The sequence below is a fragment of the Bacillus sp. REN3 genome (assembly GCF_017912555.1).
Lineage (GTDB): Bacteria > Bacillota > Bacilli > Bacillales > Cytobacillaceae > Mesobacillus.
Genome location: NZ_JAERSD010000028.1, coordinates 37,249 through 52,997 on the forward strand (window position 1 = coordinate 37,249; position 15,749 = coordinate 52,997).

14 protein-coding genes and 1 tRNA gene are annotated in these 15,749 nt (G+C 40.1%); 11 read left to right on the plus strand and 4 right to left on the minus strand.

Annotated elements, in window-relative coordinates:
- Positions 1-7: 7 nt before the first annotated feature.
- The 4 genes from JJQ88_RS18720 (at position 8) to JJQ88_RS18735 (ending at position 5,365) form a co-directional block, all read left to right on the plus strand.
- The gene (locus JJQ88_RS18720; protein ID WP_210367561.1) at positions 8-1,576 is read left to right on the plus strand and encodes an FAD-dependent oxidoreductase; all 1,569 of its coding nucleotides are present in this window, start codon (positions 8-10) and stop codon (positions 1,574-1,576) included.
- A 17-nt stretch (positions 1,577-1,593) separates the two neighbouring features.
- Positions 1,594-2,559: an acetylxylan esterase gene (locus tag JJQ88_RS18725; protein ID WP_210367562.1), complete on the plus strand. Its 966-nt coding sequence runs from the start codon at positions 1,594-1,596 to the stop codon at positions 2,557-2,559.
- A 355-nt stretch (positions 2,560-2,914) separates the two neighbouring features.
- Positions 2,915-3,109, plus strand: coding sequence for a hypothetical protein (locus JJQ88_RS18730; RefSeq protein ID WP_210367563.1), 195 nt, complete (start codon positions 2,915-2,917; stop codon positions 3,107-3,109).
- A gap of 642 nt (positions 3,110-3,751) precedes the next feature.
- The gene (locus JJQ88_RS18735) at positions 3,752-5,365 is read left to right on the plus strand and encodes a hypothetical protein (RefSeq protein ID WP_210367564.1); all 1,614 of its coding nucleotides are present in this window, start codon (positions 3,752-3,754) and stop codon (positions 5,363-5,365) included.
- 517 nt (positions 5,366-5,882) lie between these two features.
- Here the strand turns inward: JJQ88_RS18735 and JJQ88_RS18740 are convergent.
- Together JJQ88_RS18740 and JJQ88_RS18745 are read right to left on the minus strand one after the other, a co-directional pair.
- Positions 5,883-6,566, minus strand: a complete 684-nt coding sequence (locus tag JJQ88_RS18740; protein ID WP_210367565.1) for an ABC transporter ATP-binding protein — start codon at positions 6,564-6,566, stop codon at positions 5,883-5,885.
- Between the two features lies 1 nt (position 6,567).
- Positions 6,568-7,602, minus strand: coding sequence for an ABC transporter permease (locus JJQ88_RS18745; protein ID WP_210367566.1), 1,035 nt, complete (start codon positions 7,600-7,602; stop codon positions 6,568-6,570).
- Between the two features lie 435 nt (positions 7,603-8,037).
- Here JJQ88_RS18745 and JJQ88_RS18750 point away from each other — a divergent pair, with 435 nt between their 5' ends.
- From JJQ88_RS18750 to JJQ88_RS21730, 5 genes are all read left to right on the plus strand, one after another.
- Positions 8,038-8,565, plus strand: coding sequence for a hypothetical protein (locus JJQ88_RS18750; protein WP_210367567.1), 528 nt, complete (start codon positions 8,038-8,040; stop codon positions 8,563-8,565).
- Positions 8,566-8,611: 46 nt separating this feature from the next.
- Entirely contained in the window at positions 8,612-8,914 is a 303-nt protein-coding gene (locus JJQ88_RS18755; RefSeq protein WP_210367568.1) for a hypothetical protein, read from the plus strand.
- A gap of 78 nt (positions 8,915-8,992) precedes the next feature.
- The gene (locus JJQ88_RS18760) at positions 8,993-10,342 is read left to right on the plus strand and encodes an RHS repeat-associated core domain-containing protein (RefSeq protein ID WP_210367569.1); all 1,350 of its coding nucleotides are present in this window, start codon (positions 8,993-8,995) and stop codon (positions 10,340-10,342) included.
- Entirely contained in the window at positions 10,342-10,986 is a 645-nt protein-coding gene (locus tag JJQ88_RS18765) for an SMI1/KNR4 family protein (protein ID WP_210367570.1), read from the plus strand. The genes JJQ88_RS18760 and JJQ88_RS18765 overlap by 1 nt, the downstream gene beginning before the upstream one ends.
- 508 nt (positions 10,987-11,494) lie before the next feature.
- Positions 11,495-12,517, plus strand: coding sequence for a tyrosine-type recombinase/integrase (locus JJQ88_RS21730; RefSeq protein WP_210367571.1), 1,023 nt, complete (start codon positions 11,495-11,497; stop codon positions 12,515-12,517).
- Between the two features lie 130 nt (positions 12,518-12,647).
- Here JJQ88_RS21730 and JJQ88_RS18775 read toward each other — a convergent pair.
- Together JJQ88_RS18775 and JJQ88_RS18780 are read right to left on the minus strand one after the other, a co-directional pair.
- Positions 12,648-12,720 (minus strand) — tRNA-Ala (locus tag JJQ88_RS18775).
- 106 nt (positions 12,721-12,826) lie between these two features.
- Entirely contained in the window at positions 12,827-13,522 is a 696-nt protein-coding gene (locus JJQ88_RS18780) for an MgtC/SapB family protein (protein ID WP_210367572.1), read from the minus strand.
- Between the two features lie 156 nt (positions 13,523-13,678).
- Here JJQ88_RS18780 and JJQ88_RS18785 point away from each other — a divergent pair, with 156 nt between their 5' ends.
- Together JJQ88_RS18785 and JJQ88_RS18790 are read left to right on the plus strand one after the other, a co-directional pair.
- On the plus strand, positions 13,679-14,587 hold the full coding sequence (locus tag JJQ88_RS18785) for a DMT family transporter (RefSeq protein WP_210367573.1): 909 nt from the start codon (positions 13,679-13,681) through the stop codon (positions 14,585-14,587).
- A gap of 9 nt (positions 14,588-14,596) precedes the next feature.
- A complete protein-coding gene (locus JJQ88_RS18790) occupies positions 14,597-15,157 on the plus strand; it encodes a GNAT family N-acetyltransferase (RefSeq protein WP_210367574.1) in 561 nt (186 codons plus the stop codon).
- Positions 15,158-15,749: the final 592 nt, after the last annotated feature.

The window sequence follows — 15,749 nt, forward strand, 5'->3', positions numbered from 1 at the left end:
GTGAATATTGAAATACGATCTTTTGATAGCAGGAGGAGGTCTTGGAGCCTGTGCAGCGGCTTTAGCAGCATGTTCAAAAGGACTTAAAGTATTGATGACTGAAGAAACGGATTGGATTGGCGGCCAGGTTACTTCACAAGGAGTACCACCGGACGAACACAGGTGGATTGAAAGCTTCGGATGCACCAGCCGTTATCGTGACTACCGGAACCGAGTAAGAGAGTATTACTACAGGAGCTTTCACGTTAAAGGGGAACCAGATTCTCCATTCAATCCTGGAAAAGGCCTTGTCAGTAATATTTGCCATGATCCGAGGGTCACTCTTGCTGTTTTGACCGAAATGTTGAGTCCGTATCTTTTAAGCGGCACATTGACCCTGTTGACAGAAACTGTAGTCAAAGATGTGAAGCGCAAAGGAAGAATGATTTATGAAGCAAGTATTTATTCCCTTGAAGATGAAGAAGAGGATACGGTCAAATTCGACTATCTCATTGACGCAACAGAAGCAGGGGATTTGCTGCCAATCTCAGGGGTTGACTATGTCACAGGAGCTGAATCAAAGACGGAAACAAAAGAACCTCATGCAAAAGAAAAACCTGAACCTGATAATATCCAGGCGTTTACCCATGTATTGGCCATGGAATATCGAGAAGGCGAAAACCATCTGATTGAGGAGCCGGAAATGTATTCATTCTGGAGGGAATTCCAGCCTGGAATCTGGCCGGATAGGATGCTGAGTTTCTTCGCACCCCATCCGATCACCCTGGAAAAACGCGAATATGTTTTGTTTCCCCATCATGATAAGTTCCCCCTTTGGGAGTATAGAAGGATTTATGCCTCAGATCAATTCAGGCTCAAGGGCACAGGTGATATAACCCTGTTAAACTGGCCGCAAAATGATTATTTCCTAGGGAATGTATATGATGTTCCGGAGAATGAAAAAGAACTGCATCTTTACCAGGCTAAACAGCTGAGCCTTTCCCTTTTTTATTGGCTTCAAACTGAGGCGCCAAGGCCTGATGGCGGGATCGGCTATCCTGGGTTAAAGCTCAGGGGTGATGTGATGGGAACGAAGGATGGACTCGCCAAGGCTCCTTATATCAGGGAGTCGCGAAGAATCAAGGCTCTTTATACGATTACAGAACAAGATGTTTCACCTGCCTTCAATACAACGAAGACAGGCAGAAAATACAGGGATTCAGTAGGGATCGGATCCTATAGCATCGATTTGCATCCAAGTCAATCAGGAGAAAATTATATTGATATCCCTGCATTGCCATTCCATATCCCTTTAGGAGCTCTTATTACAGAAAACACGGAGAATCTATTGGCAGGATGTAAAAATATCGGTACAACCCACATTACGAACGGATGTTACAGGCTCCACCCCGTTGAGTGGAATATTGGGGAGGCATGCGGGGCACTGGTGGCTTTTTGCCTTGATAAAAGTGTCAAACCTGCTGATGTCAGGAAGGATGATCGCCTTCTTGATGAATTCCAGGCACTTTTACAAAAAGAAGGTCTTGAGCTTGAATGGCCGCAAGAATTTTACCAGGAACGGAAAAAGGAAACCTGATAACAGGGAGGAGAGAAATGGGAAGGAATGTTGCGGATTTCACATTGCAGGAATTAAAAGCATATAAGCCAAAATTGAACAGGCCGAAGGATTTCATGGATTTCTGGGAGGAACAAAAAAAATCAGTAAAAAGGGCAGAGACAACATGTGAATGGAAGAAACGAATCTATCCAGTCAAAGAGGTGGAAGTGTTCGAGCTTCTTTTCACCAGCTGGGACAGCACACCTTTGAAAGGAATCCTGGTAAAGCCTGCCTTCCAATCCAATATCCCTGTGATGCATTCTTTCCATGGCTACACAGGAGACAGAGGACTTCCAGCTGATTTTTTGAAATGGGCGCTAATGGGTATTGCGGTTATCTCATTTGACATTCGGGGCCAAGGTACCTCCCCGGACTTCGCCAAGTACCCAAACGGTTCAAGGACGCCTGGCTGGATGCTGAATGGAATCCTCCAAAAAGAAAACTATTATTATGTAAATATAGTTAAAGATATTCTTGCGCAGCTAAATTGGGCCAAAGACTCAATGGCATTTGATATTTCGAAATTCGGGGTCATGGGATCTTCGCAAGGAGGTGGCCTGGCCCTTTCTGCAGCAGGTCTTGAGCCATTCATTGATTTTATTATTGCTGATTGGCCGTTTGCGACCCATTTTGAACGTGCTTTAGAGGTTGCGACAAATGGCCCTTATATGGAAATCGTCCAATACTTCAAGAATATTGACCCTCACTATGAAACTTATGACCAAGTAATCGGAACACTCTCCTATATCGATGCTTTGCATTTCTGTCCTGATATAACCAAACCTGTTTTAATGGGAATCGGACTTGAAGACTCGGTGACCCCGCCTTCGACAGCTTTTGCAGCTTTCAACCATATTGCCAGCAAGGAAAAGGTGTTGGAGGTCTATCCCCAGTTCACCCATGAGCCTAATCCTTACCATGAAGAAAAAAGGATCGAATTTATCTGCCAATATGCCAGGTAAGCTGAATTTTCAAATGATCACACTACTAATGTTCTTTCTCTTTTCGCTTTCACACAATTCATTGGCCATTTTCAAAAGGAAGAAGGGGATATATAGTGCTTTTGCGTGATTCTCTCATCAAAATTTTAGTATTGCTGCTGGTTTTGGGTCAGGTGCTTGATTTTATCCATGTTAAGGCTTCCGCCGAAAATGAAGAACGGCCGTATGCAAAATATACAGGGAGAATGCATTTTATCTTGAAGGAAGCCGCCTAAAACAGAAAGAGCGAGATGGGTAATCGTGGGTATTTCAATTAAGTTGCTGGTTGGTATAGGCTATAATGGAATAAATGATTACTGAAGGCGAGAGGTGCGAAATGAAATTAGGGATTTTTTTAGTCATTGTGACTGTCATTGCTGCGGCCATATTTACTTTGTTATTGGCAGGTAAAGGTGATGACCAGTACAGTACAGCGACAAAAAGGAACACAATCAATCTCTCTGCGATTTATATTGTGGTCATTCTACTCTCTTTTATTGCCGTTGGAATTTATATCAGATTCTTTGCTTAGGATATTTGAGTATTTTTCTATTAAGGCTATGTTATAGACCAGTGTTGAGTGATAGTCTTCCGTTTTTAGCTTGTATTGTCCATATAAACTGGAATGTTTTTTCGAGATGAACCCATGGCTTAATACTGAATGGCATGTCCTTTTGTTGATCCTTGTACGAAACGGGACACGAAGAAGCAGCTAAACCAGTTTTAAAGGAGGCTGGAAGTACGAGGCTAATGAATACTACATGCGGGAAGGTACTGGGAGAGAGTATGCAGTAATGGACGGAAGGCAAAACACTTGGTTTGAACCGTATCAATGATGAAGATTCAAAGGAAATTGAACTAAAAAATGCAGGGGCTGAGTTGTTCCAGGGAAATCTGCCGCCATTGGCCGTTAGGCATCAAAGCGAGAGACCGTGGAAAAGGATTGTGGGACAGAATTGAATTGTGGTGTTGCGGGACACAGGGACGGCTCTCTCGTTCCACTCTTGAGTAAAAGGAAGGGAATCCGATGCTCCCAACACTGGCGAAAGCATATTTAATGCCTTTGCTGAGAGTGATGCAAGAGTCATTCCTAGAGTAACAATCAAAACAATATCTGAATATTTTTGGACATTGGGACCGTTCCCGTGTCCCCGTAATGGAGAGGGGAGTGCAAATGGCCGTACGGCAAATCAGGAAACTAAGTAAAGGATTAATAATGGAGTTCGCAGAGGAAGAGCTTCGAAAATACATGGGCAGTAATGGAGCAGTCCTGGAGAACGCTTCTTTTGAAAACACTTCGGAGATTGTACTGGCTACGGTTGGAGATATTGATAGTAATGAAATTTTTAGTAAGAACGATCGGTCTGAATTCGGGGCCTGGACAGATGACGGCTTCGCTATCCTGCCAAAAGCGGATGTTCTTTATATTATCGGGGTTAATGAACGGTCTGTGCTGTTCGGTGTGTATCAATTTTGCAAGGATGTGCTTGGCTATCGATGGGTTACACTTGCGGATAGAAATGCCGGGGTAAAATGTAATACGCTCCAGGCTACTTTCCATTCCCCAAAGTATAAGCGGCGCGGTTTTGTGATTGAAACCATTAATGAACCTCAATTCATGATAAAAATGGTTGATTGGTTCGCTAAGCAATACATAAATGAAGTCTTTTTCACTTTTTATTTGTGGGATGAACTGCAGGAAGTACTTGAAGAGGAACTGAAGAAACGGGGAATGAAGGTCACGCTGGGTGGCCACAGTCTCGCTTTTCTCATAGGCGAGAAGAGTATACCGGGACATAAACAATTGGACTTTGGAGATGAGACCTGGCAAAGCCAAGTAATAGAAAGAATAAAAGAGTTCTGCCCAGAGGGTTCACCAGTGACACGTATTTCCCTCTGGCCTGAGGATACGGGTACAGAGAACAATAATCTATTAATAGATTACCTAAAGTTTACTGAACGGATCAAGAATGCCCTGCCGAACCTCGATGTTGAGCATATTGCCTATAATGCTGGCTTATCATGGGAGATGCTCGAATTAGGACAAATGAAATCAACTTCTCCCCATATCGACACACTGTATGCCTTTTGGGGACGAAATTATAATCAGCCAATTGATGATCATGCAAGAGCCTACTCTTCCTTGAAGTCCTGGAGAAGTGAGACAAGCAAAGTAGACAGGGATCTCACGGTGTTTGAGTATTACAGTGACCACTTCATGCTAAGTGACTTATTCCCGCCATTATTTAACAGAATCAGGGAGGACCTTGAGGGCTATGCAGCGCTTGGTGTTAACGGAGTGACAAACCTGGTGGTTCCTTACAAGCCGAAAAAAGGAGGCCTCGCAGGCAAATATGACAACTTTTACCCATGGAGGGAGATCCAGCTGATGAACAGCTTCTTCTTCAGCAGATTATCCTGGGGAGACAGCTTTGAAATGGTTAAAAACGAGTTTTATGAAATATATGGGGATCATTCAAGACAATGGATGGAAATCCTGGAGAATACTTTATCCCAAGCTTCGAAATGGAACATCCCATTATTCCCTGCCCGGCTAATGGATCCGGAACAAGCCGCTGGCAGCGAGTTCAAATTTGCAGCAATTTCTCATTTGGAAGAAATGCAGGAGGCCATCCATTCCATCATAAAAGAAGCGAAAATTCCGTCGATTGATAGCTGGCTTAAGCAGTATGACAACGCAGCAAACAGGCAGCCAGTTGAAAGCCTTATACTCTATATACTCTTCCTGGATGAAAAACTAAAAGAGTATGCGAAGAAATGGAGGTAGCCGGGATTTAACTGCATATAGCGGAGCTGTTGAAGACCGGGAAGTTGCTGTTGGAACATTAGGGTTTGACGTTATTGGGTTAATGCATACTATCAGAATTTGAATTTTTAAAAAACAAAGGGACAATCACTGTATCAATAACCCTGATATTATGATTAGGGTGCTTCTGAAAAGATGGGTGTTTTTTTATTACTCTCTTTATTTTGCATTTGTTTTTGAGACTACAAATTCATCAAGGTATTTTAGAACAAGGAAGCACCCAATCAACAAAATTGCGTGGTCACCGTATGGCTTAAGCATTGTTGGATTGGTTACAGTAAATATACAAATTTAATAAGGCCTCTTTTTGAGGTATTTATTATCCAGTTCTTCGTAGGAATCAACTGATGAATTATTCGATTTCTGATGCCAACTCGGAGATCCAGTGGTTCTATATGTCTAAGTTTATTGTTTTACACTGGATCTCACTTTGCTTTTGATGCATTAACGTTTACTGCTTTGTCCGAATCCATAGTATTCAATCACGCTGCAAGACCAGGCCATCGCTCATCTTTATTATATGATCAGCATATGAAAGCATTTCTTCGTCATGGGTAACCATTAGGGTAGTAATGTTCAGCGTTTTGGTTAAATCTCGAATTAACGACATAACATCTTTAGACCTTTTCGAATCTAAACTTGCAGTGGGTTCATCTGCGAAGAGAACTTTAGGCTTATGGATTATTGCGCGAGCTATTGCTACACGTTGTTTTTCTCCCCCCGACAATGAAGACGGATAAGCATTTTTACGATGTTCCATTCCAACTAGTTTTAGAATTTTGTCAATTTCTTTTTTTTGATCATACTTTTTTAATTTCGATTCAGATACATTCAGCATTAGCTTCAGTTGTTCTTCTACTGAGAGGAAAGGAACCAGATGTGCAAATTGAAAGACGAAACCGAATTTACTTGCTCGTATTTTTCGCACTTGCTCTGGACCCATGGTGGCCATATTTTCACCTTCGAATATTACTCGTCCATCTGAAGCAGGCTGCAGGCCTGCTGCTATTGTAAGGAGTGTGCTTTTACCAGATCCCGATGCACCCACCAAAGCTGTGATTTCCCCTTCTCTTAGTGACAGATTAGTTCCTTTTAGTATTTCTTCCTTTACTTCTCCATTCGTAAATGTTTTTCTAACTTCTTCAATCATAAATAATTCCATATTAAACCTCTCCTTGTTGGATCGCTTGTAATGGTTCTACTTTTTTTATTTGGATACCAGATAGTGTAGCTCCAATAAATCCGATAATGAAAAAGACTGCCGACAATTGAGCTGTTGTTCCGGGGGTTAAACTAAAAGGCAATCCCTCAGGTGCAATAATATTGGAAAGTTGACCGAGCGTAACAGATAGGGAAAGTGCAATTACTGTAATAAAGATCATTTGTGTCCACATCATTATGAACAACGTACTTGTTTTTACACCGATCGCCTTTAAAATTCCGTATAAACCAATTTTTTGAACGTTCATCATGTAGAAAAAAATAGCAAACAACATTCCGCTAATTACAACTAAAAACCAAACAATCATATTTAAAGACATCTGTTCTGCGCTATAACTCGGAATTGTATTGAGAAAATCTTTCTTTGAGAATGACTGTAATCCAGTGAATTCTTGAGGTGAATCCTCCCCTGGTATGAAAACCAATTGCATTTCTTCGACTCGGAACATTTCTCTGTAGTTTTCCATATTGATGTAAGCAACAGGGGCATGGCTGTATTTCTTTTGGTCCACAAAACCTTTTACAACAAACTCGCCTCTATGTTGATTATTAGTTAATGTGTCTCCAATCTTGATGCCTTCTTCCTCCAATGAGCGATCAAGTACGATTTCTCCGCTTTTAACATTTTCAAATAACTTTGATTCGGTGGATGTAACAAAGGCAACGCTTCGCTGCTTGCCAGTTTCATCATTCAAAAAGCCCATTTGTATTGATAGTGCTACAGCATCCTTTTGTTTGCTTAACATTTCACCCTGAATACTACTGTCTATTCTTGATAAATTATAGGTTTCCTCTGCATCTTTATTCATATAAAAATGTCCATTTGGCAAGTCTTTAATTAATGCGGCATTATCTTGTGATAATCCATTTGCCAAACCAGATATAATAAAAGTTAATAAACTAACTAGGAAAACGATTGAACCTAATATCAAAAACCTTACTTTATTTTTCTTGATTTCTTTCCACGCGATGTTCATATAAACTCCTCCCAATCTCTTGTACATCCTTAGTCTATAATTCAAATATGAACGGAAGGTGAACAACAAATTACAAATTGTTGGGCAGTTTAAAATGTAGTCTAGTCATGAAAAAGCAGTCTAAAAGTGGGGAAGAATTCTCCTTGTATTTAACGTGGCCACTAAAAATCAGCCGATCTTCTTGTTTTCCTGGCAGGCTGAATAAAGAAAGCTGTGCCTTTCCTGAAATATGGAATGAGCACAGTCTTTTTTATTTCAACGACCAAAGTCTTCAGGACAGACAGAAGCACAAACTTTTAAAGAAACAGCTCTAACCGATGATGAGTTCGAAAGACTAGTACGTGAAAATACCCAAAATTATGAAGATGGAAAAACCACTACTAAGAACTCAGACATCCGATTCCTATTCGGTCTAAACGGAAACCTGACTCAAAAGTGGATTATGATGAATCATCTACGACACTGGTAAATGGGGTTAGCTATCCATTCGTTCGTTCTGAAGCGGTTTATAAGTATGATGACAATAACCGTTTCACTTACGAAGAAAGAGTTGAAAATGGTATTGTCACCAGAAAAGAGTACAAGGATTATGAGAACGCTGAAGTCATTCAATCGGCATTGGGAGTCACTACCGTTCATTTCAATGAAAATGATTTAGCATCCAAGATTATCACTCCAAATAGCCAGCAGTATTTCTTTACGTATACTCCTTCTGAATCACTGGATATGGTAAAGGGCCCACGCCTGACTGTAAACATGGATTATGGCACTAATGAGAAAATGACAGTGATCGAGACGAAAAAGAAGGACACGACAACCGTAATTTATTCAGAAAGCTATACCTACAGTTCCGAAGAACAGATCTTGTCAGCTACCAATCAGTGGGATGGAAAAAAGGAATATACTTACACTCCTGAAGGATTCCTGAAGACCGTCAAAAAAGGAACCGAAACGCTCTTATGACGTAAATGGAAACCTCCTAAAGGCTGTCAATCAAACAGGAAAAGTATTGGTCGATAACCAATATGGACAAGGAAATAGGATTACCTCTTCCATTCAATATGATGCTGCAATTCAAAAGTATAAGAAGATTAATTATACTTTCAAGCCAGATGGTTCTTTACAAAGAGAAACCATAAGTATCCCTGTTGATATCTATGAAGCCGCAAAGACTGCAACAGTCGATATTGAAAAGGTATATGAGTATGCATCAATAAACATGCTCTTAAGCATTACCACTAAAAAAGGCGGCACTGTTAAAGAGAAGATAGAATTTACCTACGACAGTGAAGATAACCGTTCGACTAAATAGGTAACGAACTCTGACGGTGAACGAATTGAGTATTACTATTATGATGGAAATGGCGATCTAGTCAGTGTGTCACAACAGGTGGGAATCGACCCGATCGAAAACCTGCTGAATATTTACCGTGATGCCAATGGCCAGTTGTTGAGCTTCGAGTACAAAGGACCAATATTCGATTATGTGTATAATCAAAGAGGAGACATTGTCGCAATCACTGATGAGCTCCAGGCAGTCATCGCAAAGTACACATATGACGAATGGGGCAATCTCCAAAACATCGATGCTCCTACACCACTCGGTGCAGAAGTGGCTAACGCAAACCCATTCCGCTATGTCGGAAAGTTCGGAGTTCAGTATGATAATGATACTAAAATCTATTACATGGGCTGGCGTGATTACGACTCAAAGATTGGTAGGTTCATCGTTGCCGATGAATATGAGAGTGAAGACAACAACCCAATCTCTTTCAATCGCTACCTGTACGCTGAAGCAGACCCGGTTAACAACATCGATCCTGACGGATATGCTCCAAAATGGTTGAAGAAGGTCTTCAAAGGAGTTAAGAAAGGTGCAAAAGCAGCCTATAATTTTGCCATTGGAGATGATATCCGGACACTGACAAGCAAGAAGACAAAGTGGTACCAAAAAGCCGGCGCAGCTTTCATGATCGCTTCCAACTTCATTCCAGGCGGCGGGGTCATAACCAAAGCAGCAAAAGCGGCAATAAAAGGGACATCAAAAGCTGTAAAAGCTGTCAAGGCTAGTAGAGCGGTTACAAAAGCTGCAAAAGTAGTAAGGAGCAGTTCCAAAAAAGTAGTTGCGAAAGTAAATAAAAAGCCAAAGACAGTACCGGCTGTAAGCTTTAGAAGTTCTCCTAAAGTTCAAAGTAAAACATTGGCCAGAGTAACAGTAAGTACACCAAAGCCGAAACCTAAAGCAACAGTAACTCCAAAACCATCCAGGGGTAAAGATACACGGATAGAAAAGAAACTCATTGATGATTCAGCTAAAGCAACTGGAACTGCAAAAAGACCAGGTGGATATCAAAAAGAAGACGTTGATGAGCATGGATTGTTAAGTCCAGGGGCTAATCGTGCTCCAGGTAATAAAAACATTGCTTCTGACAATCGGGTACAATCGCACCACCCTATTCAAAATGAATGGGCAAAAAGATGGGCTAAAGAGGGAGGGTTTAACTATAACGAAAAGAAAGCCCCTGCAGTCCTTTTACCGTCAAGCTCAGGACAATCACATGCAATAATTTCTTCTCTTCAAAGACAACGGAGAAAAGCAGAGGGATTTAATACTGATATCCGTTTTGAATTTAACGTGAGTTATAGGGAAATGATAGAGGCAGGTGTAAACCCAAAGACTGCTAGAAAGGCAATGAAGGATGCATATAAATATTTTGATAGCTTAGGAGGTTTCAACTAATGTTTGACTTTTCTAAAATTCCTAGTTTAATAAAAAATCAACCAGCAAGTGATAGTAAAATTTTAGAAGTAGAAAATCTACTGGATGTTAAACTACCAAATGTTTTTAAGGTTCTATTAAAACAATCAGATGGTTTTTCAATTGATGGAGGCTTAATAATTTATGGTACCGAGGATCTTGTAGAAAGAAATGAAACCTGGGAAGTAGCTGAATATGCACCTGGGTATATTTCCATCGGAGATGACGGAGGTGGGAATGTTTTCTTGATGCTGCAAGATGTAGATACAATAGCAGTCCTTGTTGTCGATTCGGGAGATATGAACCCACATAATGCATCCTTAATTACTTCGGACTTCAGCTGCTGGATTAGTAACGGTTGTTTAACAGAGCAAGACATAGCACGGTATCAACTTGATTATTGTAATGTTGTATTAGACAATAATCCTCCTGGTGGTATAAAAGATTTAGTGAGAATAAAGAGTGAATTAGGGATTAATATCTCAACCGCAGAATTGCTAAAGGGTTCAAAAAATCCGCCTTTTATTCTGTTAGAGAAATTTCCGTACGGAAAAGCAAAAAAAATGGTAGAGAATTTAGGTGAAATAGGCACGGTGATAAGTTTAAGGCCGACAGAACACAAATGATTTTGAAATGAAATGTTATACTGGTTGGCATCACTAACAATCAGTCAATTCTACAGAAAAGTAATGATAAAGAAAAAAGCAGTCAAACCAAATATTTGACTGCTTTTTTGATAGTCGAGAATAGGGGGTTCGAACCCCTGACCTCAACACTGCGAGATGAGATCCATAAGTTAAACTGAGTTAAATAATATAAATTAAATTCAATTGAGTCTTAATTTATAAGGGTTTGTGGACTGTGGTAATCAATCTAAGTTAATCTAGTTCAATTAAATAAAATAAGTCTGTGCACTTTTTTGTGCCTATTAAAAAAGCGTGTGGTCAAAAAATGGTCAGTTAAGTTAACACTTAACTGCCTTTTTAATTATGAATTTGCATTTTATTTATCACGGTTGTGATTCTTAACCGATATTTTTGGAAGAGAAGACAAAAGTTAGTCACCTACATATTCAGCATAGGAATTAAGTATAATTCGTGATATTATACTGAAACGTATTTGCTAACTCGTTAAGTGCAAGAGTACCTTAACAAAGTTTTAGCGGAACTTGATGAAGGAACATACATAGAACCCAATAAAGAACCATTTTCTTCTTATATTGAGAGTTGGTTTAATATGTCTTATAGGCCAAGCGTAGAAGAGACCACCGCAGAAACTAGGTGGAGTTATATAGAGAAACACATTATGCCTTTTTTTGGGCAAACACCGCTGAACCTAATTACAACAAAAAAACTTGATAATTTTTATTATGTAAAATTAAAGGAAGGATTATCTCCAAAAACTGTTCGCGAATTCCATAATCTTTTAAGAAGTGCTTTTAAACAAGCTGTGAAATGGTCGCTGCTAAAAATCAATCCTGCTTTAGAGGCAACCCCACCAAAATTATTGTTAAAAGAAATACAAATTTGGACAAAAGAACAAGCAAAAGATTTTTTAAAGGTGTTAGAAACAGAAAAGGGGAACCCAATTTTTGAATTGATTATTTTTTCAGGACTAAGAAGAGGAGAAGCGTTAGGTCTGAAATGGGATGATGTTGATTTTTTAAAAGGCAAAATTCATGTTAGAAGATCCTTAGCAAAAATAAAGGAGAAGGGTCTCTTCTTAAAGGATGTCAAAACGAAAAGTTTCAAAAGGCAAGTTTCGATTTCCCCTTATTTAATTAAAAGGCTTCAGGAACATAAGAGAAACCAGGCTAAAGAAAAAAAGGTTCTCGGAGCTGCTTATCAAGATAGTGGGTTAGTATTCTGTACATCTGATGGAAAGCTTAAAGATCCCAGGAATCTTCTCCGGGAGTTTGACCATTTGATTAAGAAGGCAAACCTTCCTAAAATCTCAATTCATGATTTGAGACATCTTCATGCTACACAGCTTATGATTAGTGGGGTTAATCCGAAGGTAGTTCAGGAGCGGTTGGGACATTCTAGGGTAGCGATAACATTAGATCTTTATTCTCACGTTAATGAGGATCTTCAAGTAGAAGCAGCGATACGATTAGAGAATGATTTTTTTGATAATGGAGATCAGATATCTGGGTAACGGTTTATCGTTTTGTTTAACCGCTTTAGTATACTAAAGGTGTACACATTGTGCACACCTAAGAAAATCCCTCAAAAATGTAAAGACATACAAATAGAAAAAACCCTTGCAGCGCAAGGGTTTCTGAGGATGGAGAATAGGGGGCTCGAACCCCTGACCTCAACGCTGCCAGCGTAGCGCTCTCCCAGCTGAGCTAATTCCCCGTATTTTATCAGATAAGGTACAAGAAAGATTATATCTCCAACTTTTATAAGATGCAAGGGAAATTTTTAACTTCAATCAAAAAGCCGCGATGCGTGCGGCCCAGTCCTATAACCCCTCGATTTCCACTCTGTTGATTCCTTCAATCCTTGAAACAGTCTCGTATACATCTGTTGTTTTCCTGCGGAAGTCTACGGTTACAATCAGTTGAACTAATTGGGTACCCTCGGCAAGGTCTTTAATCCGGACGTTTTTCAGAGCGATTCTTTCCGCCTTGATTTTCGCGATAATATCAGCGATGCTTTCCCTTGTGTTCACGTTGAATTGCAGCCGGATTTCCTTTTCTCTGAGCTGTTTGGGCCCAATATAAGTCATCAGGAACGGCATGAATTCAACGCTGAAAATCAGCAGCGTGACGCCGGCAATTGCTTCCATGTAAAAACCCGCACCAACTGTAATCCCAATCCCGGCAGCTCCCCAAATCATGGCTGCTGTTGTAAGCCCTGAAATTGTATCATTGCCTCTTCTTAAAATGACGCCTGCACCAAGGAAACCGATTCCAGAAACGATTTGCGCTGCAAGCCGCAGGGGATCCATAGTGATATTCACGTCTTCATCGCCAGGAAACATGTAGGCCGATTCACTTGAAACAACCGTCAGAAGACAGCTGACAATCGAAATGACCAGACTTGTTTTCAACCCGACAGGCTTCCTTTTAATCTCACGCTCAAGTCCGATGACCAGGCCCAGGAATGCGGATATGCCCAATTTGAACAAAACCTCTAGATCCAAAGAATAAATCATGATAATCCCCTGCCCATTAAGTTATATTTTTTTTATTTCCTCATTAACATTACAATAACCCATTATGTTGAAAAATTTAAAAAAAGAAGAAAAAATAAGGATTTCGTTGTAAAATACAAATACGAACAAACAGCTTTCATTAAAAGGAGAATAGAAATGGAATCACCGAAAGTCAATCCTTATCTGGCGGTTGCCATTGGCGTGGTAGCTGTTTCTACCTCTGCCATCCTGGTAAAAGTCTCGTCCGCCCCTTCGGGAGTAATTGCCTTTTACAGATTGTTCTTTTCCGTATTACTTATGCTGCCGATATTTCTTTTAAAACATGTTTCAGAGTTACGCCTTATTACGAAACAAGACTGGCTATTATCCGGGGTGTCCGGTGTTTTTCTGGCCTTTCACTTTATTCTTTGGTTCGAATCCTTAAACTACACCTCCGTAGCAAGTTCGACTGTTCTTGTCACGCTTCAGCCCTTATTTGCTTTTATCGGGACTTATTTGTTCTTTAAAGAAAAATTGTCCTTTAAAGCGGTGCTCAGTGGAATTATTGCCATCGCCGGCAGTGTCATCATTAGTTGGGGGGATTTTAAAATAAGCGGCAGTGCACTATTCGGAGACATCTTGGCATTAATCGCATGTGGACTGGTAACTGTTTACCTGCTATTTGGGCAAGCGGTCAGAAAAAGAATGTCTTTAATAACATATACATTTATTGTATATGGAATTAGTTCGATTACGCTGTTTTTCTATGTACTCGCAACGGGAGGACCGTTTTTTTCTTTTCCTGCAAGCGACTGGGTTTACTTTGTCCTCCTCGCGTTAATTCCAACATTGTTGGGTCATACGCTATTTAATTGGTCTGTAAAATGGCTGAGTACGTCCGTCATCTCAATGGCCATTTTATTTGAACCGGTTGGGGCGACTCTTCTTGCTTTTTACCTCCTTGGAGAAACTGTCATATGGACACAGGTTGCAGGAGGTTTGGTCGTGATAGCTGGAATTACCCTGTTCCTTGTCGATGAACGGCAAATTAAAAATAGAGCAGAGATTAAATCCGTATCTGGATAGGGGATGCTTATGCAAATAAGAAAAGCGAAAAAAGAGGATGCATTGGGAATTGCCGAAGTCCATGTCAAGAGCTGGATCGAAACTTACACTGGCATTGTAAGCCCAAAGTTTCTGGAATCCTTAAAGGTTGAAAAACGTCTTATGCTTTGGGAAAAGATTCTGTCTTCAGCCAATAAAGAGAAGCCTGTTTTTGTGGCAGTCAACGATAAAGGGAAAATCATTGGTTTCGCTTCATTTGGACAGGAAAGAACCGGGAAATTCCAGGCGGAAGGAGAATTATATGCCATCTATATTCTCAAGGAGTATCAAAGGAATAAGCTTGGCCTTCGCTTCCTTCATGAAGGCATAAAGGAAATGATGGAAATCGGGTTTTTATCCATGCTTGTTTGGGTTCTCGAAGAAAATGGGAACCGTAAATTCTATGAACGCCTTGGTGCCGAAAAGGCGGGGGAAGAACTTGATACCATTGGAGGGCACGAGCACCTTGAACTCGCATATGTATGGAATGATTTGAAATCACTCCTGCAAAATATTAACTCACAATTGAAAAATAAAAATCCCCTCGAGTAGGGGATTTTTATATGAATAGATAGGTTAGTCACGAAAAAGATAAGGCGAAGGTTGCAGTAAAAATGAGAAAAGGACATGTACCTTTCCGTTAGCATTGGTGATTTTTACACCTTCAATAAATGAAAACGCGAACAGGAAAACAGCTATGCTAAAAGATAGATACAATTCGGATGTTTGAAGTAATATTTTCCATCCCGAATTTCTTGATTTGTCAAACCATCTTATGAAGACACTGACAAATTAGTAACGAGAATCGATGAAAAGATATTAAAATTATATTGCAAACACATTTCCGTCATGATATATTTGATTTCGTCCTTAACTAGGGACAGAATTCCTGACAACATTATGCAAGTGATAAATTCCAAAATGATGTTGACAGCAATAAAGCGACATGCTATATTAATTAAGTCGCTTCCGGGCGACGGAGTAACAATTGTTCTTTGAAAACTAAACAAACAAGCGTCAACAAACAATAATCATCATGGCTTCTTAATGAAGATCATGAGCCAACGTTTTTTATTATGAGCTAACTCATACTCTTTCTTGGAGAGTTTGATCCTGGCTCAGGACGAACGCTGGCGGCGTGCCT